This is a genomic window from Bradyrhizobium liaoningense, assembly GCF_018130825.1.
GTDB classification, from domain to species: Bacteria; Pseudomonadota; Alphaproteobacteria; order Rhizobiales; family Xanthobacteraceae; genus Bradyrhizobium; species Bradyrhizobium liaoningense_B.
Map to the genome: position 1 here is coordinate 298,780 of NZ_JAFCJS010000005.1, position 20,664 is coordinate 319,443.

The window sequence follows — 20,664 nt, forward strand, 5'->3', positions numbered from 1 at the left end:
CATTTGATTGTCTATGGTCGATCCATGTCTCGTCTTGTGTGTCTATTCGTTGCTGTCATCCTGTCTCTGCTGCCCGCTGTCGCGACCGCTGAGCCCGTGCAAAAGCGCCCCAAGCCGGTCTGGAAGGGCTACGGATTCCTGCCCGGCTATCGTCAGCCGCTGAGCAACAGCATTCCGCTCTACAAGCAGAAGGACGCCATGCGGCGCCTCGCGCGCAGTGAACGCCGCCATTGGTACATCGACCCGGTTCCGCAGTATTACCGCTGGGACGGCGAGTGGCACTATTTCGGCCGGCCCGGCTTCGGCGGCGGCCGCTACAACGGCGGCAGCTTTGGTCCGTGCTGGACGCGGACGCCGATCGGGGCGGTGTGGAATTGCGGGTGAGCGCGAGCGGCTAGGGGAAACGCCTGATCACCTCGATCAATCCGACGATTGCGGCATTGAACGGTTCATCCTTCGAGGCTCCCCGCACGATGCTGCGCATCGTGCGCCTCGCACCTCAGGATGCCGGAATTGGTACTGTCGTCATTGCGAGCGCAGCGAAGCGACGAGGCAATCCAGAGTCTGTCCGCGGAGGGATTCTGGATTGCTTCGCTGCGCTCGCAATGACGATGTGGAGGGAGCATCGCTTGACGCGGTCCACACGAAAAGCATCGCGTGGCGGTTTCAACCGTAACCAAATTGAGCCCAGCTGAAACGCAGCTGTCGTCTGCGTGCACTAACTCACCGGCACCTCGGGTTTCGGATGGAGTTGCCGGCATGCTGTCTCGGTTCAAGGACAAGATCGTCATCGTCACGGGGGCCGGCAGCGGCATTGGTGCGGCCACCGCGAGGCGCTTCCACGCCGAAGGGGCCGTCGTCGTGCTGAACGGGCGCCGGGAGTTCAAGCTCGCCGAAGTCGCCGCCGAGCTCGGTGCGGACCGTTGCTTGATCCGGCCCGGCGACGTCTCGGTCGCCGCCGATGTCGAGAGCCTGGTCGCCGACGTGGTGCGGCGCTTCGGCCGGATCGACATCCTCGTCAACAATGCGGGGAAGGGAGGAATCGGGGATTTCCTCGATATGCCGATCCAACATTGGCGCGATGTTTTCGCGGTCAATGTCGACGGCCTCCTCAACATGACGCGGGCCACGCTTGTGCATCTGATCGATAGCCGCGGCACGATCGTGAACGTATCGTCCCTGTGCGGGCTCGGTGGCGATCGGGGCCTGAGTTTCTATAATGCAGCGAAAGGCGCCGTCAGCAATCTCACGCGCAGCCTGGCCATCGAGTTCGCTGCAAAGGGGGTGCGCATCAATGCAGTCTGCCCGACGACCACGCTCACCGACATGACAACTCCGGCGTTCGAAAATTATCCCGAACTGCTCACGCGGCTGGTCGAACGCATTCCGATGGGACGTGCAGCGCGGGCCGACGAAGTCGCAAGTGTGATCGCATTCCTCGCGAGCGAGGATGCAAGCTTTGTGAACGGGGTGAATCTGCCGGTTGACGGCGGCGTCGATGCCTCGACCGGCCAGGCTTTCTTCAAATAGGGCTAATGCGGGCGCCCGCCCCCTTACGAGAAGAACGCGATCTTTTCGGCCTGGGTCATGCGGCGGATCGGCGCGAGCGGGTCGTTGGCGGGGGCGCGGGGCTTTTGCAGGATGCCGCTGGCGAGGATGGTGGCGCCGAGTGAGGGCTCGGGCGACGGAGAAGGCATGGGCGAGGGCATCGGCAGCGTTGCGGCCGGTGCTGCGGCGAGTGATGCCGTGGCTGCCATTGCCGGGGCCTGCTGCTCCATCACTTCGGCCGCAGCTTCCGCGATGGCGTCGGTGAGGCGTGCGAGCGAGTCCATCGCGATCGGTGCATGGGCCGCGGGCTCTTCCGCGATCGCTGTGGCGACGGGCTGTGGTGCGACCGGCTCGGGAAGCTCGGCGGCGATCGGAGCTGCGGCCTCAGCAGCCATCGGCTCCGGACTCGCGACGGCCATCTCGACCGGCTCGATGATCTCGTCGAACTCCGGATCGGGCGCGGCCATCTCCAGCGCGATGGCCTCGAGGATGGCTTCGTCCTCGGCTTCCGCGGCGGCATCGAGCGAAAGCGCGTCGGTGACCTCGGCGGCCGCGCTGGGCTCTGTGGTCGGCTCTTCGAGAGCGACGTCTTCAACCGCGGCGTTTTCGAGCGCGGCGTTGTCGGGCGCGATCTCGCTGTCGGCAGCGGCCTCCGGCGCGACGGTCGCATCCATGGCTTGCTCGGCCATCGCGAATGCTTCAGCGCTGCCGGCTTCCTCAACCGCTGCTTCGGGTTCGGGAGCCGCGGTGATGTCCTGCGGCGTCTCCGTAAAAGCCACGGGAGCTTCGCTCGCCATCTCGGCGGGTGCGACCTGCGCAGCTTCCGCCACCGCGGAGGGCGCCTCCTGCACCGGAGCCGGCGAGGGATGCTCTGCCTGCGGCGTTGCGCCGCCTTCGGTCTGCTCGATCCGGTCCCTGAGCAGATCGAATGCGGCCTTGAGCTCGACGCGGGGGTCGATGGTCGAGATCTGTCCGCAGGCGGCCTCGATCGAGGCGAGCTGCGAATCAATGAGGTCGCAGATTCGCCCGTCGGCGCCGATCTCGCGCCAGCGCCAGGAGATCTCCTTGATGATGCGCACGCCGCGCGGGATCGGCGCGAGACTTGCCTCGATCGCGGCGGGATCGAACGCCGCGATCGCGATCGTCTCGGCCTCGCGGATGGCGCGGCGGATCTCGACCAGCGCCTCCGGCAGGCGGTCCTCGACGACGGGTTGTCGCTGTGCCGCAAGGGTTTCTTCGATTTTCGCGACCGCATCCAGCACCATGCGGGTATCCGCATTGCGGTTGCGCTTGGCATATTCGCCGAGGAACCAGCGGCCGCGCGCGGTCTCCATGAAGGCTTCGCGGATCGCGTCGTAATCCTGCTCGTTCGGCTCGGCCGCGCGGGCAGACATGGGCGAAAGGGCGAATGCTTCGTTGGCCATGACAATCTCGTCGCGCAAATCAGTGCGCGTTACAGTAACGATCACCACGATATCGACCGAATCGCAATTGGTTTGATGCAGACCGAATCACAAATCCCCACGCCAGCGGCCGTAAAGCGGCGATTCGCCGTGAGCCTCGCCCTGTTCTATTCGGCGCTGTTCGCGGTGGCGGGCACGCAGTTGCCGTTCTTCCCGGTCTGGCTGAAGGCGATCGGCATCGACGCAGCCTGGATCGGCCTCATCAACGCGCTGCCGGCGATCACGCGCTTCACCACGCTGCCGCAAATCACCGCCTTTGCCGAAAAGCGCCATGCCATTCGCGCCGGCATGATGCTGTCGGTGCTGGCGACCGCGATCGGCTTTGCGGCCGTCGGCTTGCAACAGCAGCCGCTGGCGCTGTTCCTGATCTACGCGCTCACCTGCATGATGTGGACGCCGTCGACTCCGCTGACCGATGCCTACGCGCTGCGCGGCGTCGCCCGTTACGGTCTCGACTACGGACCCCTCAGGCTGTGGGGCTCGGCGGCGTTCGCCGCCAGCTCGCTCGCCTGCGGCTATCTCGTCGACGTCATCGCGGCGCGCGATCTGATCTGGGTGATCGTGGCCTGGGCCGTCGTTGCGGTGCTCGCCAGCCTGCGGCTGCAGCCGCTCGACGACATCAGGCGCAAGAGCGCCGGGACGCGCCCCGACACGGCGCTGCTGCGCGATGTCGGCTTCTGGGCGCTGATCGCCTCGGCGGCGCTGATCCAGGGCAGCCACGTCGCCTACTACACCTTCTCGGCCATCAACTGGCAGCTCCATGGGATCAGTGGGCTGACGATCGCGGGACTGTGGACGCTGGGCGTGATCGCCGAGATCGTCGTGTTCGCGCTGTCGCCGCGCTTCCTGCTGCATCCGTCCACGATGATGGCGATCGGTGGCTTGAGCGCCGTGGTGCGCTGGATCGTCACCGCCAACGAGCCGCCGCTGGCGCTGCTCGCGATCGTGCAGCTCGGCCATGGCCTGACCTTCGGCATGACCATCGTCGGCACCATGAGCTTGCTGGTGCAGCGCGTGCCGTCGCATCAGCTCGCGCGGGGGCAGGGCTATTACGCCGCATGCAGCGGGCTATTGGGCGCGATCACCTCGATCGCGTCAGGCGCGATCTACGCCCGCATCGGCGATGGCCTGTACTACGTCATGGCCGCGATGGCCGCGGCCGGCGCGCTCGTGATCTGGTCGGCGCGGCACCGGCTCAAGGCTCAGCCCCAGAGCGAGGAGTCCGGCGGATAGACCAGGCTGCCGTCATAACGCAGGCCGTGATCGCGGTCGCGCGCCAGCAGCAAGGGGCCGTCGAGATCGACGAAGCGCGCCTGCGGCGTCACCAGCATCGCTGGCGCCATCGACAGCGAGGTCGCGACCATGCAGCCGATCATGATCTCGAAGCCGAGCGCCTGCGCGGCGTCGGCCATCGCGAGCGCCTCGGTGAGGCCGCCGGTCTTGTCGAGCTTGATGTTCACGGCGTCGTAGCGCTCGCGCAAGGGGGCGAGCGAGGCGCGGTCATGCACGCTCTCGTCGGCGCAGACCGCGAGCGGCCGCCGGATCCGCGCCAGCGCCTCGTCCTTGCCCGCGGGCAGCGGCTGCTCGACCAGGGTGACGCCCGCGGCGGCGCAGGCGGCGAGGTTGGGCTCCAGATTGGCCTCGGTCCAGGACTCGTTGGCATCGACGATCAGCTCGGACTCCGGAGCCGCCTTGCGCACGGCTGCGATGCGCTCCGGGTCGCCGTCGCCGCCGAGCTTGATCTTGAGCAGCGGCCGGTGCGCCGCTTTGGCGGTGGCTGCCGCCATGGCCTCGGGCGTGCCTAACGAAATCGTGTAGGCCGTGGTGCGCTCACCGGGGATCGGGCGGTCGAGCAGGCTCCAGGCCCGCCGGCCGGCCGCCTTGGCCTCCAGGTCGATCAGGGCGCAATCCAGCGCGTTGCGGGCCGCACCAGGCGGCATGGCGGCCTGCAAGGCCTGCCGGGTCAGGCCGCCGGCCACGGCGTCCTGCATCGCCTGGATGGCCGCAAGGGTCGCCTCGGGGGTCTCGCCATAACGGGGATAGGGCACGCATTCGCCGCGGCCGATGAGGCCATTATGGCTCACTTCGGCCACAACGGTGACGGCCTCGGTCTTGGCGCCCCGGCTGATCGTGAAACTGCCGGCAATGGGAAAGCGCTCGATTCGCGCCACGAGGGCCGGAACTTTACTGGAAGTCATTTTGAACTCTGGCGAAATCTGAACCTGCTAGTTACCTGTAGCAACTAACATTAACCACTTGGGGATACCTTCTCTGGGTAAGGGCGCGTGCGCAACTATCTGAATTCATCTGTTTCTTGCGCCCCGGCGCGGGAGCGGACATCTTGAATAGTGATCCGAAGCTGGAACGGATTGCGAAGGGCAACGCGCTGGCACTCTGCGCCACCGGAACCTGGACCGCGAGCTTCGCGCCGGTCCTGGAACGGATGGTGGCGGATGCCGAGAAGCTCGCCGGCGGTCCGCAAAGCATCTTCATCGACGTCTCCGAGGTCGCCAAGCTCGACACGTTCGGCGCCTGGCTGATCGAGCGGCTGCGCCGCAGCCTGACCCAAGGCGCGGTCGAGGCGCAGATCGCCGGGCTGTCGGCCAATTATTCGAGCCTCGTCGACGAGGTGCGGCGGGTCCGGGCGACGCCCGTGGTCGAGACCTCGACGATCACCATCACCGGCATGCTGGAGCAGATCGGCCGCACTGTCGCCGGTGTCGGCGGCACCGTGGCAGGCCTGATCGACATGCTCGGCGCGGTGCTGGCGGCTGGCTTTCGTGTGCTGATCCACCCGCGCTCGTTCCGCCTGACCTCGACCGTGCACCACATGGAGCAGGTCTGCTGGCGCGCGGTGCCGATCATCGTGCTGATCACCTTCCTGATCGGCTGCATCATCGCGCAACAAGGCATCTTCCACTTCCGCCGCTTCGGCGCCGACATCTTCGTCGTCGACATGCTCGGCGTGCTGGTCTTGCGCGAGATCGGCGTGCTCCTGGTCGCGATCATGGTTGCGGGCCGCTCGGGCAGCGCCTACACCGCCGAGCTCGGCTCGATGAAGATGCGCGAGGAGATCGACGCGTTGCGCACGATGGGGTTCGACCCGATCGAGGTGCTGGTGCTGCCGCGCATGCTGGCCCTGGTGCTGGCGCTGCCGATCCTCGCCTTCCTCGGCGCCATGGCCGCGCTCTATGGCGGCGGTCTCGTCGCCTGGCTCTATGGCGGGGTCGACCCCGAAGCTTTCCTGCTGCGCCTGCGCGACGCCATCTCGATCGACCATTTCATCGTCGGCATCGTGAAGGCACCTGTCATGGCCGCGGTGATCGGCATCGTCGCCTGCGTCGAGGGCCTCGCGGTGCAGGGCAGCGCGGAATCGCTGGGGCAGCACACCACGGCGTCGGTGGTGAAGGGCATCTTCTTCGTCATCGTCATGGACGGCGTGTTCGCCATCTTCTTCGCCTCGATCGGAATGTGACGATGGCTGGCGAGATTCAAGATCCCATCATCCGCGTCCGCGATATCACCGTGCAGTTCGGCACGACGCGCGTGCTCGACGGGCTCAACCTCGACGTCAAGCGCGGCGAGATTTTGGGCTTTGTCGGTCCTTCCGGCGCGGGCAAGTCGGTCTTGACGCGCACCATCATCGGTCTCGTGCCGAAGGTCGCCGGCAGCATTGAAGTGTTCGGCGTCGACCTCGATTCCTCCAGCACGTCGCAGCGGCGTAATGTCGAGCGGCGCTGGGGCGTGCTGTTCCAGCAGGGCGCGCTGTTCTCCTCGCTGACCGTGCGGCAGAACATCCAGTTTCCGATGCGCGAATATCTTCGCGTCTCTCAGCGGCTGATGGACGAGATCACCATGGCCAAGCTCGCCATGGTCGGGCTCAAGCCGGAAGTTGCCGAGCGTTTCCCGTCGGAACTCTCGGGCGGCATGATCAAGCGCGTCGCGCTCGCACGTGCGCTGTCGCTCGATCCGGACCTCGTGTTCCTGGACGAGCCGACCTCGGGTCTCGATCCGATTGGCGCCGGCGATTTCGACGAGCTGGTGCGGACGCTCCAGCGCACTTTGGGTCTGACCGTTTTCATGGTAACCCACGATCTCGACAGCCTTTACACCGCGTGTGACCGCATCGCCGTTTTAGGGAACGGTAAGATCATTGCGGCAGGGTCGATCGCCGACATGCAGGCCTCGCAGCATCCCTGGCTGAGGCAGTATTTCCATGGCAAGCGCGCCCGCGCGGTCATGAGTTGAGTAGCCGGAGTACTTCATGGAAACGCGGGCGAATTACGTCCTGATCGGATCGTTCACGCTGGCGGTGATCGCCGCGGCGATCGGCTTCGTGCTCTGGTTCCAGTCGCTGCACACCACCAAGCAGCGCAGCCCCTTACGCGTCGTGTTCGAGGGCCCGGCGGCGGGCCTGCGCAACGGCGGTAGCGTCAACTTCAACGGTATCAGGGTAGGTGAGGTGGTCTCGGTGAAGCTCGACAACCCGCGGCGGGTTGTCGCACTCGCCATGGTCGAGAACAACGCCCCGATCCGCAAGGACACCCTGGTCGGCCTCGAATTCCAGGGCCTCACGGGCGTTGCCGCGATCTCGCTCAAGGGCGGCGAGGAGGCGGCACCGCCGCCGCCGCTCGACGAGGACGGCATCCCGACGCTCACGGCCGATCCCAATAAGCTCCAGGACGTCACCGAGGCGATCCGCGGCACGCTGCAGAACATCAACAAGATCGTCGCCGACAATCAGGAATCGGTGAAGAACTCGCTGAAGAATCTGGAGACCTTCACCAACTCGCTGGCGCGCAACTCCGAGAAGATCGACGGCGTGATGGCCAAGGTCGACGGCGTGATGCTCAAGGCCGACAACCTCATGCTCGGCCTCAACACGCTGGCCGGCGGCAAGGACGGCGGCGAGCTGTTCCAGGCGGTGAAGTCGATCCGCGAACTCGCCGACGATTTCGACAAGCGCTCCGGTGCGTTGATCAGCGATGGCCGCCGTACGCTGGGCGACATCAGCCGCGCCGTGAACAATTTCGACCGCAACCCGACCCGCGTGCTGTTCGGCGCCAGCAACTCATCGCAAGCCGCCCCGCAGCCCGAGCCGCCCAAGCCCGCGGCGACTCCGGAGCGCCGGCGGCAATAGCGCGTCATCCACGGACCCCTCCTCGTCATTGCGAGCGTAGCGAAGCAATCCAGACTGCCTCGGCGGGGGACAGTTTGGATTGCTTCGTCGCTTCGCTCCTCGCAATGACGGTGCTTACGCCGCGAGGCCTCCTCCGCCACTCGCTATTCGCGATCTTCGCTTCACTCAAGACGATACGAAAGTATGGGGGTCTGGCCGAGCCAAGGTAGGGGAGGGGCTGGCCGTCGTTGTCAGCTATATCGCGCTCAAGTCGCGCCCAAAAAGGCGCGTCGACTTCACTCACAGGGGAGGAGAGCGCGTGGTACGCCTGTTGCTGTTGTTGCCGTTCATCGGCCTCATGATCGTGCCGTTCTACAATACAAGGGAGCCGCAGCTGTTCGGCTTCCCGTTCTTCTACTGGTACCAGCTCGCCTGGGTGCCGCTGACCTCGCTGCTCACCTGGATCGTCTACAGGAGCGTGCGTCGTGCTGACTGATGTCGATAGCGCGGCGTTCGCCGTCTTCCTCGCACTGTTCATCCTCGTCACCGGCATGGGCTTCGTCGCATCGCGCTGGCGCAAGCCGGAGACGCTCGCCCATCTCGACGAGTGGGGCCTCGGCGGCCGCAAGTTCGGGACCTGGATCACCTGGTTCCTGGTCGGCGGCGACTTCTACACCGCCTACACCGTGATCGCCGTTCCGGCGCTGGTCTATGCGGTCGGCGCCTACGGCTTCTTCGCGCTGCCCTACACCATCATCGTCTATCCCTTCGTGTTCGCGGTGATGCCGGTGTTGTGGAAGGTCGCCAAGGAGCGCGGCTACGTCACCGCGGGCGATGTGGTACGCGGTGCCTACGGCTCGCGCGGGCTCGAGCTCGCCGTTGCGGCGACGGGCGTGCTTGCGACGATGCCCTATATCGCACTCCAGCTCATCGGCATGGAGGTGGCGATCAAGGCGCTTGGCCTTCATGGCGAGGTGCCGCTCGTCCTCGCCTTCCTGGTGCTGGCGCTCTACACCTATTCGTCGGGGCTGCGCGCACCGGCGCTGATCGCCTTTGTCAAGGACATCATGATCTACATCGTGGTGATCGCCGCGATCGCGATCGTGCCGTCCAAGCTCGGCGGCTACGGCGCGATCTTCACCGCGGCGGATGCGGCATTCGCCGCGAAGGGCTCGGGCGGCATCCTGCTGTCGCCGGCGCAGATCGTGCCCTACGCCTCGCTGGCGCTCGGCTCGGCGCTCGCCGCCTTCATGTACCCGCACACCCTGACCGGCATCTTCGCCTCGTCCGGCGGCAACACCATCCGCAAGAACGCGATGCTGCTGCCGGCCTATACGCTGCTGCTCGGCCTGCTTGCGCTGCTGGGTTACATGGGGCATGCGGCGGGGCTCAAGCTCGCCAGCAACAACGACGTCGTGCCCGAGCTGTTCAAGACGCTGTTCCCGAGCTGGTTCGCGGGCTTCGCCTTCGCGGCGATCGCCATCGGCGCGCTGGTGCCGGCGGCGGTGATGAGCATCGGCGCGGCCAACCTGTTCACCCGCAACTTCTGGAAGGTGTGGGTCGATCCGAAGGTGACGCCGGCCGGTGAAGCGAAGGTCGCCAAGATCACCTCCATGCTGGTGAAGGTCGGCGCGCTGCTCGCCATCCTCTTGATGCCGACGCAGTTCGCGCTCGACCTGCAGCTGCTCGGAGGCCTCTGGATCCTGCAGACGCTGCCGGCGCTTGTGTTCGGTCTCTATCTGAACTGGTTCTCGAGCACCGCGCTCCTGGCCGGCTGGGCCGTCGGCCTCGCAGGCGGATCGTGGCTGGCCTGGTCGGACGGGTTGAAGCCGCTGCACGGTATCGATTTCGGCGCCGGCAAGGTCGCGATCTACACCGGCGTGCTGGCGCTGGCGCTCAACATCGTGGTCGCCGTCGTGGTCAACCTCGTGCTCAAGGGCCTGCCGCAGGCGCGGATGTCGCGCGAGGCGGCCTGACGTCAAGCTTCGATCGGCGGCCGGGCTCCCGGCCGCCGATCCCGAAAGTGCCTTCCACGCGATTGAAAACGCTCTAGAGCTTTCCGTTCCGATTGAAGCGGAACGGAAGACTCTAGATTCTTGTTTTGAGGCGTTTCTTTACGCGAACCGGTGTCCACTTCGCTGGAAAACGCTCTAGTATCCGCCCGCGTTCCGGACCCGCCCATGGGCGGATCGATCTCGAGTGAGGATGTCTTGCAGGCGTGGTTCGTTCTCACTGTCGCTGCCGGCTATGTGACCACGCTGTTCCTGGTTGCCTGGTGGGGCGACCGGCGGAGCGCCGGCGGGCCGCTGGTTTCGCCGAACTCCTGGGCGGCCGCGATCAGCTATTGCCTGACGCTTGCGGTCTACAACACCTCATGGAGCTTCTACGGATCGGTCGGGCGCGCCGCCACCAGCGGTCTGGACTTCGCCACGATCTATGTCGGTCCGACCCTGGTGCTGCTGTTCGGGCAGCGGCTGCTGTCCAAGGTGATCGCGATCGCGAAGGCGCAGAACGTCACCTCGATCGCGGACTTCATCGCCGCGCGCTACGGCAAGAGCCAGGTGCTGGCGGCCTTCGTGACGCTCGCCTCGCTGCTGGGGGTGCTTCCCTACATCGCGCTTCAGCTCAAGGCGGTCGGCAAGAGTTTTGACTATCTGATCCTGCAGCCCGAGCGGGCCGGCGGCGAGGCGCTGCGGTTCTGGCAGGACTCCGCGTTCGGCGTGGCGGCATCGATGGCGCTGTTCGCGATCGTGTTCGGCGTCCGGCATGTTCACGCCAGCGAGCATCATCGCGGACTGATGCTCGCGATCGCCTTCGAAAGCGTCGTCAAGCTGGTGGCATTCCTGATCGTGGCGCTGTTCGTGCTGTTCGGACTATCCGGCGGGCCGGCCGCACTGCTGTCGCAGTTCCAGTCGGATCCGCAATTGGCGGGAATCCTGAGCTTCGACCCGACACTGCCGGTCTGGCCTTCGACGATCATCATCTCCGCCATCGCCTTCCTGTGCCTGCCGCAGGCATTCCATGTCGCTGTCGTCGAGAATGAGAGCCCGAACCACACGCGCACCGCGGCCTGGCTCTACCCGACTTACCTTGCGCTGTTCAGCCTGCTGATCCTGCCGATCGCCGCGGCTGGGCTCACGAGGTTCGGCGCCATGATGGATCCCGACACCTACGTCATTTCACTGCCGATCGCGGCGGATGCCGGCGCCGTCAGTCTGGTGGCGTTCCTGGGCGGGCTGTCGGCCGCCACCGGCATGGTGATCATGACGTCCGTCGCGCTGAGCACGATGCTCTGCAACGACGTCATCATGCCGCTGCTGCTGCGCTCGCGCTTCTTCGGCCTGCGGGCGCAGAGCCGGCCGGTGACCTCGGTGCTGGTGGCGGTGCGCCGGTTCTCGATCCTCGGCATCCTGTTGCTCGCCTATCTGATGCACCGCTTGGTCAACCAGTCCTATCCGCTCACCGTGATCGGCCTGTTGTCGTTCGTTGCGGTCGCGCAGTTCGGGCCGGCCTTCGTCGGAGGCTTGTTCTGGCCGCGCGCCAACAAGGTCGGCGCGTCGGTCGGGATCGCGGCCGGATTCTGCATCTGGGCCTATACGCTGCTGCTTCCCTCGGCCGCGCCGCTCTGGCCCGGGGTCGAGGAGGTCGTGCGCCATGGCCCCTGGCAGCTCGCCTGGCTCAAGCCGAACGCGCTGTTCGGACTGGAGGGGCTCGATCCGATTTCGCATGCCACGCTGTGGAGCCTTGCCGCCAACCTCGTCTGTTTCCTGGCATTCTCCGCGCTCGGACGGCAATCGACCGTCGAGCGCAACCAGGCTGCCGCGTTTGCCGACGGTGTCGTCCGCGAGATGGTTCCAAAACTGTCGTCGCGCGTGGTGGTCCGTCTCGACGATCTCCGCGCGCTGACGCTGCGCTTTGTCGGCGTGGAGCGGGGCGCGGCGGCATTCGACGGTTATCTGGCTGCTCGCACGACCGGTGCCGGGCCGCGTCTCGATCCGTCGGGCCTCGTCGATCTCGACTCGATCCGCTTCACGGAGAACCTTCTCGCCGGTGCGATCGGCGCGGCGTCGGCGCGCGTGGTGATCGCGGCGTCGCTGGAAGGGCACTCGCTGTCGCGGCGGGAGGCGATGGCGATGTTGGACGAGGCCTCCGAGGCGTTGCGCTTCAACCGCACGCTGCTGCAGAGTACGCTTGAAAGCGTGCCGCAGGGCATCTGCGCGTTCGACGCCGATTTCAACATCACCGCCTGGAACGGCCGCTTCATCGCGCTTTTGGACCTGCCGCCGGACTTCGTGCGCGTCGGCCTTCCGCTGGCGGAGCTGATCGCCTTCAACGTTGAGCGCGGCGAATATGCCGCCTCCGAATTCGCAGCACTCCTGGTCAATCGCGATGTCGCGACGCAGAGCTGGCCCTACCGGTACGAGCGCAAGCGGCCCGACGGCACCGTGCTCGAGATCGTCTATGATCGCATTGCGGAGGGCGGCTACGTCTCGACCTATACCGACGTCACCGAGCGCCATCGCGCCGCGGAAGCGCTGCGGCGGGCCAATGAGGGTCTCGAGCTGCGCGTCCGCGAGCGCACCGAGGCGCTCGAGCAGGCCAAGGCGGAGGCCGAGCAGGCCAATCTCGGCAAGACCCGTTTCCTGGCGGCGGCCAGCCACGATCTGCTGCAACCCCTGAACGCGGCGCGGTTGTTCCTGTCCGCGCTCGACGAGAGCCTGCACGCCGCGACGCCATCCGGCGGAGCAGAGAAGGAGCGCAATCTGGCGAGCAGCGCGATCACGGCGCTGCGCTCGACCGAGCATGTGCTCGACCGGCTGCTCGACATCTCCTCCTATGATGCCGGCGCCGTTCGCGCCGAGCCGTTCGACTTCCCGATCGCCGATCTGCTCGTGCAGTTGAAGGTGGAGTTCTCGGCGATGGCGCGCGAGCGCGGGCTCGTCCTGCGCGTCGTCGATTGCGGGCTGGCGTTGCGCAGCGATCCGCATTTCCTGCGGCGGATCCTGCAGAACCTGCTGTCGAACGCGCTGCGCTATACGCCCAAGGGCCGTATCCTGCTCGGCTGCCGGCGGCGCGGCGGCGATCTGCGCATCGAGGTCTGGGATACCGGCGTCGGGATCGCGGCGGAGGATCAGAAGCGGATCTTCGAGGAGTTCCAGCGTCTGGCGCCAGGTTCGGAGAAAGGCCTGGGCCTCGGCCTTGCGATCGTGGATCGCGTCTCGCGGTTGCTGGGCCATCCCATCGACGTCCGATCGCGGCCCGGACAAGGCTCGTGCTTTGCCGTCACCGTGCCGCTGGCGCGCGGAGCGGGAACGCCGCTTCAGCGCAAGCCGGCAAATGCGCCGCCCGCGGTCGCCGAGCGCGCGCTGACGATCCTGTGCCTCGACAATGAGGCGGCCATTCTCGACGGCCTTGCGGCATTGCTCGGCGGATGGGGGCACCATGTGCTGGTCGCCGCGGACGCCGACGCGGCGATGGCGGCCGCCGCGGCCGATCCGCCGGATCTCGTGCTGCTCGATTATCACCTCGACGGCGGTCGCAGCGGCTTGGACTTTCTCGACGATCTCAGGCAGAAGTCGGGGCGCGACGTCCGCGCGCTGATCGTCACGGCCGATCGCAGCGAGGCGGTGCGCCAGGAGGCGAGGGCGCGCGGCTGCGAGATCCTGTCGAAGCCGGTCAAGCCGGCGGCGCTGCGGCGCTTCCTCGGCAGCGAAGCCTTGAGCCGGCAGCTCGCGACGAAACAGGAGACCCCCTGACAATGCGCATCCTGATCGGCGACGATCATCCGCTGGTGCAGGCTGCGTTGCGCAGCGCGCTTTCGACCGTGCTGCCCGATCTCGACATCGTCGCCTGCCAGTCGCTCGACGAGGCGCTGGGCGTGCTGTCGGCCCAGTCCGACGAGATCGACCTGATCCTGTGGGACCTGACCATGCCGGGCATCCAGGGATTTGCCGCGCTGTTCATTCTGTCGGCGCAATTCCCGACCGTGCCGGTGGCGATCATCTCGGCACGGCAGGACGCCGCCACGATCCGCCGCGCCATTGCCTATGGCGCGTCCGGTTACATCCCGAAATCGCTCAGCCTGCCCGAGATGGCGGATGCGATCACGAAAATCCTCGCCGGTGAAATCTGGATGCCGCCCAACGTCGGCGGTCGCGGCTCGATCCAGAGCGCCGATGTAGAGCTGGCCGCGCGAATGGCGACGCTGTCGGCGCAGCAATTGCGCATTCTCGCGATGATCGTCGAAGGCAAGCTCAACAAGCAGATCGCGGGCGAGCTCGATATCGCCGAGCAGACCGTGAAGGGCCATGTCTCGACCATCCTGCGCAAGCTCGGCGTCGGCTCACGGACGCAGGCCGCCGTCCTGGCCGAGCGGCTGTCGTTCGCCCAGCCCGGGGGCAATTGAGCTTTCCACGCCCAAACGAAAACGGAGGCCGCGAGGCCTCCGTTTCCCTGTTCGTCAGTCGCTATTGCCGTCTCATCCCAGCCGGCCCGCCGCGTGGGCGAGCAGAGTGTACACCAGACCCGTCTCCGAGGTCAGGTGGCCGCGCAGCTCCTGCGGGCCGCGGCCGTCGCGGGCGACTTCGTCGAGCAGGCGCTCGAACTCGGCGACGTAGCGGTCGACCGTGCCCTTGAAGTTGCGGTCGGCGCGGTACTTGCGGGCGACCTCGTCAAAGGCCTTCTGGCCGGCGGGCGTGTAGAGGCGCTTGGTGAAGGCCTTGTTCTCGCCGCGCTGGTAGCGGTCCCACATCTCGGCGGCGAGGTTGCGATCCATCAGCCGGCCGATGTCGAGCGACAGCGATTCCAGCGGATTGCCGCTGCTCTGCGCGGCCTGCGGCTGCGGTGCAGGGGCAGCAGCACGGCCACGGGCAGCCTCACGGCCGTTCGGAGCGCCCTGATTGGCGTCCGTGCGGTTGAGCAGGTCCGACAGCCAGCCGTCACGGCCCTGGTCGTTGCTGGAAGGCGCGACCGGCGGCGCTTCGGTACGGCGCGAGGGAGCGGGCATGCCGAGGTCCGGCGGCGGCAGCGTCGAGGCGCTGCCGGTGTCGCGCATGCGGGTCTCGGTCGCCCGGACGCCGACGGTCGCCATGATCGGCTCTTCCTGACGCTGGACGGCGACAGAAGCGCGGCCCGCCGTCGATACGTCGAGGCCGCGGCCATGCTGGGCCACGATGCGGTTGAGCTCGGCGAGGGCCTCGATCTGGTCGACGATCACCTTGCGCATCTGCGCAGTGCTCTCGGCGGCCTCCTGCGGCATCTCGAGCACGCCGCGACGCAGCTCGTTGCGGGTGGCCTCCAGCTCGTTGTGCATCTCGAACGCCATCTGCTTCATGCTGGCGACGAGGTTGCCGAACTTCTCGGCCGACTGCTTGAACATCGTATCCGCCTCGTCGGTGGTCTGGCGGTAGATGTCGTGCATGGCGTCGATAGTCTGGCGATGCTCCTCTTCGGAAGCCACACGCACCGCCTCGAACTGGCGGGTGATCGCGGCCGAGCCTGCGCCGGCGGTCTCGGCGACGACCCGGGCGATGTCGCGGGCACGCTCTTCGGCCGCGGCCAGCGATTCATCGAGCAGGCCGGTGAAGCGCGACAGCCGCTGGTCGAGATCGGCCGTGCGCAGGTCGATCGTGGTGACGAGCGATTCCAGCGCCTGCTTGCGCTCGGCGAGCGAGGCGGTGGTGTTCTTGTTGCTCTGCTCCACGACCTGCGCAGCATCGACCAGCGCCTTGCCGTGCTTGTCGAACTGAACCGACAGCTCGCCGAGATCCTGGAGCGCCTTCGTGGTCTTGCTGTTGAACACGTTGAGCTGGTCTTCCAGGTTCTGCGTCGCCGCGCCGTTGCGCGAGGTGACGTCGTTCATCGCCGAGACGAAATCGGCAACGCGCGTCACCAGCGCCCGCTCCAGCGAGTTGAGGTTGTCGTGCGCACCGGTCAGCACCTCCTGGAGGAGGATGTTGCCTTCGCGCAGACGCTCGAACAGGGCGACCGTATCGGTGCGCAGGATCTTGCTGGTCTCCTGCATCTCGGTGACGGCCGCGATCGAGACCTGGCGCGACTGGTCGATCGCGGAACGCGAGGCCTGCTCGAGGTCCTTGAGCGACTTGCCGACCGCGCTCGTGGCGATCTCGCTCGCCGCATTGATGGTGCGGGCGACTTCCGAGCCGTTGCCCATCATGGTCTGCGAGAACGCATGGCCGCGCGTCTCGATCGACTTCAGCGCGTCGGAGGTGACGCGGTCGATGTCGAGCGTGAGCTGGCTGGTCTTGGAGCCGATCGCATCGACCAGCGAGCCGCGCTTGGCGTCGATCATGTTCGACAGACGGTCGGCCTGCTGCTGCACGTAGGTGACGATCTCGTCGGTCTTGCCGGTCATGGCCTGGCCGAAGCTGGAACTGGCGGCAAGCACCGAGCGCTCGACGTCGGCCGAGCTCGACTTGACCCGCGAGCTCGCCTCGTTGGAGGCGGAGATCAGCGCGTTCTGGGCGTTGAGCGCGCTGGCCTGGATGTCGCTGGTCGCATTGGCGGTCGCCGTGCTCAGGGCGCGCTCGATCTCGGTCGAGATCGTGCGGATCTGGCTCGCGGCATCCGCCGAGGTCGAGGTCAGCGAGGTCTGGGCCTCACGCGCGCTGTTGAGGATGGTCGAGGCGGTGTCGGCGCCGACCGAAGTCAGCGTGCGCTCGATGTCCGTGGTCAGCGACTTGATCTGGCTGGCCGCATCGGTCGAGGCGGAGATCAGCGTGCCCTGGGCCTCTCGGACGCCGCTGGTGAGCGCCTCGATGGTGGCGCCGCCGGCGGTCGCCAGCGCGCGCTGCATCTCGGCCGCGAGCGAACGGACCTGGCCGGTCTGTTCTGCGGAGACAGCAAGAAGGGTACTCTGGGCGTCGCGGGCGCTGATCGTGATGGTCTCGGCGGTCGTTTGGCCGGCCTGCGAGAGCGAACGATGCACCTCGGCCGCGAGCGACTTGACCTGGCTTGCCGCATCCGAGGACGCCGTCACCAGCGTGCTCTGGGCTTCGCGGGCGCCGGTCATGATGGTCTCGGCCGTCGCGGTGCCCGCCATCGTGAGCGAGCGCTGCACGTCCGAGGACAGCGCCTTGATCTGGTTGGCGGTCTCGCTCGAGGCCGCGATCAGCGCGCTCTGCGCATCGCGGGCGCCGGCGGTGATCGATTCCGCCGTGGTGGCGCCGGCCATCGAGAGCGAACGCTGCACGTCGGCGGTGAGCGTCTTGACGTGGTTGGCCGCGTCCGAGGACGCCGTGACGAGCGAGGTCTGCACCTCGCGCGCGCCGGCCAGGATCGAGGCCGCGGTGGCAGAACCCGCCGCCGACAGCGTGCGCTCGACGTCGGCCGCGAGCCCCTTGATCTGGCTGGAGGCATCGCCCGAGGCCGCGACCAGGGTCGACTGCGCTTCGCGGGCGCTGGACAGGATCGAGTTGGCGGCGCCGGTGCCGACCGCGGTCAGCGCGCGCTCGACCTCGACGGAGGTCATCTTGAGCTGGGCGTTGACGTCGGAGGAGACCGTCATCAGCGACTGCTGGGCGGTACGCGCACCGGTCTGGATCGTCTCGCTGGTGTTGACGACGAGGTTGGTGAGCGAGCGCTCGGCGTCCTCGACATGCGAACGGATCGCGGTCGAGATCATCTCCGCGCGGGACATCATGTCCTCGCTGGCCTGGCGGCCGCTGCTCTCGATGCGGCCGGCGACGGCCTCGACGCGCGAGCCGAGCAGGTCCTCGAACTGCGCCACGCGCACGTCGATGTCGTTGGCGACCGAGCCGACCTTGGTCTCGATGGCCTGGTGGATGTCCTGGAAGCGCGCGGTGACCGTGTCGGTCAGGTGCGTGCTGCGGCCGTCGATGATCTCGGTGACGCCGGTGATGCGGCGGTCGACCGCCTCGATCGCCTGCGCGGTGCCGTCGGTGAGCGTCGAGGTCAGCAGCGTGAGGCGCGTGTCGATCGACTGCACGGCCTGCGAGGCGCCGTTGGTCACGGCGGTGGTGAGGTAGGTGAGGCGGGAGTCGATGGATTCGAGCGCCTGCGTCGCGCCGCCCGTCAGCGTCGTCGTGAGGTGCGTCAGGCGGGTGTCGATCGACTGGATGGTCTGCGACGCGCCATCGGTCAGCGAACTCGTGAGGTGGTTGAGGCGCCCGTCGATCGTATCGATGGTCTGCGCTGCGCCGTCGGTGAGCGACGTCGTGAGGTGGGCGAGGCGGGACTCGATGGATTCGAGCGCCTGCGTCGCGCCACCCGTCAGCGTTGTCGTAAGGTGGGTCAGGCGGGTATCGATCGACTGGATCGCCTGCGCGGCACCGTCGGTGAGCGACGTCGACAGCGTGTTGAGGCGGCCGTCGATGGTCTCCGTCACCGACCTGGCGCGGGTGTCGAACGACTGCTCGAGCGCGGCGACGCGGCCGATGAGCTGGTCGTCGAAGGTCTTGATATGGCCTTCGATCGTGCCGTCGAGGCCGGCGATCTTGCCGTTCAGCGAGCTATCGAGGTGGTTGACGCGTTCGCCGATCGTGGTCTCGAACTGCACCAGGCGCTGGTCGAGCAGGGCCGTGATCTCGCCGCCGTTGGAGGTGAAGCGGGTGTCGAAATTGTCGACATAGGTCTTCAGCGACTCATGGATATCCTGGGTGCGCTGGCCCATGCGCTCGACGATCTCGCCGCCGAACGTCTTCACGGTACGGTCGAACTCGGAGATGTGGCGGGTGATCAGCGCGCCCAGCGTGCCGGAGTCGCGGGCGAACTTCTCGACCAGCTCGGTGCCCTGGTTCTTCACCAACTCGTCGAAGGCGCTCATCTGCAGCGACAGCGAGTCGTGCGCAGTCTCGGTCTGGCTCACGACCTTGGCGACGAGGGTGTTGACGGTGGCGTCGAGCGCCTCGCTGGCCTTGTCGCCGCTCGTCATGATGTGGTTGGCGAGGCGGCTGCCGGCGTCGTCGATCTTGGCGGAGAGATCGTTGGAGCGCAGCTCGAGCTCGAGCAGCAGCGAATCCGACGAGTTCTTCAAGGAGTCGTGCACCTGCTCGGTGCGCTCTGAGATGCCGTCGACGATCGCGGCGGAGCGCTGCTCGAACTCGCCGGTGATGCGGTCGATGCGCTCGTTCAGCATCTCGTGGACGCGGTCGGCGAGGTCGACGAACTCGTCGTGGACGTGGCCGGTCTTGAAGTTGAGGCTGGTGGTCAGCCGCTCGCTGGCGTCGAGCACGGCGCGGGTGGTCTCGTTGCTGGCTTCCTCGAGGCGGTCGAGCAGGTCGCCGCCGCGCTCGCCGAGCGCCAGGATCATGTTGTCGCCGGCATTGCTCAAGGCGCTGGTGATGTGGGCGCCGCGCTCTTCGAGCGCGCCGGTGATGGACTTGGCGACCTCGTCGACGCGCGAGGCGATCGCGTCCGAGATCAGCGCGATGTCGTGGCGCAGATCGATCTGCACGCCGGAGATGGCGCTGCGGACCTGCTCGGCCTGGCCGACCAGGTTGTCGCGCTGATGCGCGATGTCCTGGAGCAGGGCGCGGATGCGCACCTCGTTGTCGCTATAGGCGCGCTCGAGCGCGGCGACCTCGTTGGCGACCAGCGTCTCCAACTCGCCGGCGCGCGCAATCGCGCGCTCGATGCCGTCGCCCATCGCCGCGACCTCGCGGCGGATGGCCTGGCCGACGGTGACCATGGAATCGGAGGCCGAGCCTTCGGGCTCGGAGAAGCGGATCGCGACCTGCGCCATCGCCTGCGCGATCATGCGCATTTCCTGGCCGCGCCAGACGAGGCTCGCCAGGAAGTAGAACAGCATGATCGGCGCGAAGAACATCGCGATCAGGCCGGCGATGACGAGCACGCCGCCGCTCTGGCCCATGGCGGCCTGGATCGAGGGCAGGAAGCCGACCGTCAGCGCGGCGCAGGCGGCGAGCCAGACGCCGGCGAAGATCGTAGCGAAGGTGTAGACGCTGCGGGCAGGGCGGCCCCTCTGGAGCGCCTGGAGCAGCTGGCCGATGGTCTCGCGGTCGTCATTGGCGGCGCGGCGTGTGGTGCGCGGCTCCTCGACCGGGTCGAACACGGTCGACCGTTCGTTGGCAGCGGGGCGCGGCTCGAAGCTCGGATCGTCGAAGACCGGGGGCGCCGGAGGCTCCACCGCAGGCGCCGTTTCGCTCCGCATCGAGGCGTTGCGGCTGGTGTCCGTAGCGGTGTCGCTGATGTTCAGGGCTTCCTGGATCGCAGAAAGCGCAACTTCTGTGGGGTCTTTGACCTTCTTGGGAGTGTTCGCCATGTTCAGTCCGAGCCCTCGTTACTTGTACACGCCCCCCGCGAGCTCTGCGCGCTACGCAAGCCCACAGACCGGATCATGCCGCTTATGCGGATCTCCGAGCCGTCCCCACCCGGACGGCTTGTCCGCCAATTTCCGCAACATCCTATTGGCAGAGCGTGGCGAATGAAATGCCCGCGATTAAGACAATCTTAATCATCGTTAACAGGATCGCGCCGTAACGCCTTAGCAATAAATGAAATTCTCCACGGAACTCGGCCAATTGCGGCGACTTT

Annotated in this window: 13 protein-coding genes; 10 read left to right on the forward strand and 3 right to left on the reverse strand. The window is 66.8% G+C overall.

What is annotated here, in order from left to right:
* Positions 1-24 precede the first annotated feature (24 nt).
* Together JQ603_RS23230 and JQ603_RS23235 are read left to right on the forward strand one after the other, a co-directional pair.
* A complete protein-coding gene (locus JQ603_RS23230; RefSeq protein ID WP_212342885.1) occupies positions 25-384 on the forward strand; it encodes a hypothetical protein in 360 nt (119 codons plus the stop codon).
* Positions 385-657: 273 nt separating this feature from the next.
* A complete protein-coding gene (locus tag JQ603_RS23235; RefSeq protein ID WP_349630756.1) occupies positions 658-1,530 on the forward strand; it encodes an SDR family NAD(P)-dependent oxidoreductase in 873 nt (290 codons plus the stop codon).
* 23 nt (positions 1,531-1,553) lie between these two features.
* On the opposite strand, the gene JQ603_RS23240 is transcribed toward JQ603_RS23235, so the two are convergent.
* Positions 1,554-2,972, reverse strand: a complete 1,419-nt coding sequence (locus JQ603_RS23240; protein ID WP_212342886.1) for a hypothetical protein — start codon at positions 2,970-2,972, stop codon at positions 1,554-1,556.
* A 75-nt stretch (positions 2,973-3,047) separates the two neighbouring features.
* Between JQ603_RS23240 and JQ603_RS23245 the strand changes: the two genes are divergently transcribed.
* A complete protein-coding gene (locus JQ603_RS23245; protein WP_212342887.1) occupies positions 3,048-4,244 on the forward strand; it encodes an MFS transporter in 1,197 nt (398 codons plus the stop codon).
* On the opposite strand, the gene dgcA is transcribed toward JQ603_RS23245, so the two are convergent.
* On the reverse strand, positions 4,214-5,209 hold the full coding sequence (gene dgcA / locus JQ603_RS23250; protein ID WP_212342888.1) for an N-acetyl-D-Glu racemase DgcA: 996 nt from the start codon (positions 5,207-5,209) through the stop codon (positions 4,214-4,216). The two genes, JQ603_RS23245 and dgcA, sit on opposite strands and share 31 nt — an antisense overlap.
* A 143-nt stretch (positions 5,210-5,352) precedes the next feature.
* Here dgcA and JQ603_RS23255 point away from each other — a divergent pair, with 143 nt between their 5' ends.
* The 7 genes from JQ603_RS23255 to JQ603_RS23285 all read left to right on the forward strand — a co-directional run bounded on the left by JQ603_RS23255 (position 5,353) and on the right by JQ603_RS23285 (position 14,536).
* Positions 5,353-6,486 (forward strand): MlaE family ABC transporter permease, encoded by a 1,134-nt coding sequence (locus tag JQ603_RS23255; RefSeq protein WP_212342890.1) that lies wholly within the window; start codon positions 5,353-5,355, stop codon positions 6,484-6,486.
* Positions 6,487-6,488: 2 nt separating this feature from the next.
* The gene (locus tag JQ603_RS23260; RefSeq protein WP_212342891.1) at positions 6,489-7,259 is read left to right on the forward strand and encodes an ABC transporter ATP-binding protein; all 771 of its coding nucleotides are present in this window, start codon (positions 6,489-6,491) and stop codon (positions 7,257-7,259) included.
* A 16-nt stretch (positions 7,260-7,275) separates the two neighbouring features.
* The gene (locus JQ603_RS23265; RefSeq protein ID WP_212342892.1) at positions 7,276-8,151 is read left to right on the forward strand and encodes an MlaD family protein; all 876 of its coding nucleotides are present in this window, start codon (positions 7,276-7,278) and stop codon (positions 8,149-8,151) included.
* A 298-nt stretch (positions 8,152-8,449) separates the two neighbouring features.
* Positions 8,450-8,626 carry a DUF3311 domain-containing protein gene (locus tag JQ603_RS23270; protein ID WP_212342893.1) on the forward strand — a complete coding sequence of 59 codons (177 nt, stop codon included), beginning with the start codon at positions 8,450-8,452 and terminating at the stop codon, positions 8,624-8,626.
* Complete coding sequence (gene mctP / locus JQ603_RS23275; protein ID WP_212342894.1) at positions 8,616-10,106, forward strand: monocarboxylate uptake permease MctP; 1,491 nt, start codon at positions 8,616-8,618, stop codon at positions 10,104-10,106. Before JQ603_RS23270 ends, mctP begins: the two co-directional genes overlap by 11 nt.
* 234 nt (positions 10,107-10,340) lie before the next feature.
* A complete protein-coding gene (locus JQ603_RS23280) occupies positions 10,341-13,886 on the forward strand; it encodes a hybrid sensor histidine kinase/response regulator (RefSeq protein ID WP_212343299.1) in 3,546 nt (1,181 codons plus the stop codon).
* Positions 13,883-14,536 carry a response regulator gene (locus tag JQ603_RS23285; RefSeq protein WP_212343300.1) on the forward strand — a complete coding sequence of 218 codons (654 nt, stop codon included), beginning with the start codon at positions 13,883-13,885 and terminating at the stop codon, positions 14,534-14,536. The genes JQ603_RS23280 and JQ603_RS23285 overlap by 4 nt, the downstream gene beginning before the upstream one ends.
* Positions 14,537-14,608: 72 nt before the next feature.
* Here JQ603_RS23285 and JQ603_RS23290 read toward each other — a convergent pair whose 3' ends face one another.
* Positions 14,609-20,392, reverse strand: coding sequence for a negative regulator of septation ring formation (locus tag JQ603_RS23290; RefSeq protein WP_212342895.1), 5,784 nt, complete (start codon positions 20,390-20,392; stop codon positions 14,609-14,611).
* Positions 20,393-20,664: the final 272 nt, after the last annotated feature.

What these genes read in the sequence shown, in the direction of transcription:
- dgcA (WP_212342888.1), bottom strand. Translation starts at nt 5,209, where the DNA reads ATGACTTCCAGTAAAGTTCCGGCCCTCGTGGCGCGAATCGAGCGCTTT.
- JQ603_RS23230 (WP_212342885.1), top strand. Translation starts at nt 25, where the DNA reads ATGTCTCGTCTTGTGTGTCTATTCGTTGCTGTCATCCTGTCTCTGCTG.
- JQ603_RS23265 (WP_212342892.1), top strand. Translation starts at nt 7,276, where the DNA reads ATGGAAACGCGGGCGAATTACGTCCTGATCGGATCGTTCACGCTGGCG.
- JQ603_RS23260 (WP_212342891.1), top strand. Translation starts at nt 6,489, where the DNA reads ATGGCTGGCGAGATTCAAGATCCCATCATCCGCGTCCGCGATATCACC.
- JQ603_RS23290 (WP_212342895.1), bottom strand. Translation starts at nt 20,392, where the DNA reads ATGGCGAACACTCCCAAGAAGGTCAAAGACCCCACAGAAGTTGCGCTT.
- JQ603_RS23245 (WP_212342887.1), top strand. Translation starts at nt 3,048, where the DNA reads ATGCAGACCGAATCACAAATCCCCACGCCAGCGGCCGTAAAGCGGCGA.
- JQ603_RS23240 (WP_212342886.1), bottom strand. Translation starts at nt 2,972, where the DNA reads ATGGCCAACGAAGCATTCGCCCTTTCGCCCATGTCTGCCCGCGCGGCC.